General features: G+C 43.6%; 1 protein-coding gene and 1 pseudogene. Both read right to left on the reverse strand.

From position 1 onward, the window contains the following. A pseudogene (locus B4H32_RS08100) lies at positions 1–63 on the reverse strand (chemical-damaging agent resistance protein C); the annotation flags it as partial. A 61-nt stretch (positions 64–124) separates the two neighbouring features. Continuing rightward, on the reverse strand, positions 125–780 hold a 656-nt coding region (locus B4H32_RS08105), incomplete at its 5' end, for a TerD family protein (RefSeq protein ID WP_414630957.1).

A 780-nucleotide genomic window follows, 5' to 3' on the forward strand; every position in this document is an offset into this window, starting at 1 on the left:
GACCAAAGTTGGATCTGTTTTACTTAGGGAAAGATTTCCCCCTTTATTTAAGCTAATTGCCATATTTTTTCTCCCTCATTGCATCATGATAGAAATTTAATTGGAGTTAAAAGTCAATAGGTTTTTATTTACTACCTGCTACCCAGCGCAGGCCAAAACCAAAAGCCTGATCCAGTTCTTTATGACCAGGTACATAACGAACATGTCGCTGCACCTGAATATTGCCAGCCTGATTGGTCAGTTCGACAATGCCACACATACCCAAGGGCTGTCCCTCAGTTAAACGAATTTCAATGGGAGGCTGGTCTGGCACAAAAATAGTGACCACAGCATCTGTTGCAGCCCAATTGGGCACACCCTCGTAAATAAATGCGAATAACACGACACGGCGAATTTCTTGCCAGTATTTCCCATTGATCCTCAGCCACTCACCACCTTGTAATGCACCAGTACGGTCGTCCGCAGAAAGCTGAATAAATGGAAAACCGTTAAAATCCCCAAAACGATTGCCCAATGCCTGAATCACGGACTTGGTGCCATCCTGCATTTCAAATAGACAGCCTAAATCCAGATCAATTCCCTGATTCTGGTTGAGCAGTTTTTTAAAGAAGCCTGCCGATTGGGACTGTATAGAACGCTGATTCCAGTTGAGATTAATCTTAATCTCACCAAAACCCTGTGTCTGTTTGGTTAAATTAATTCGACTGTTGCCTTTGTCCAGCGTAATTTTACTGAGGTTTATTTTAGACTGAGGCGGTGTAGCAACAGGTGCTGGCGGCG

Source organism: Acinetobacter sp. UBA2063 (assembly GCF_002333245.1).
In the GTDB taxonomy this organism is placed as follows: Bacteria; Pseudomonadota; Gammaproteobacteria; order Pseudomonadales; family Moraxellaceae; genus Acinetobacter; species Acinetobacter parvus.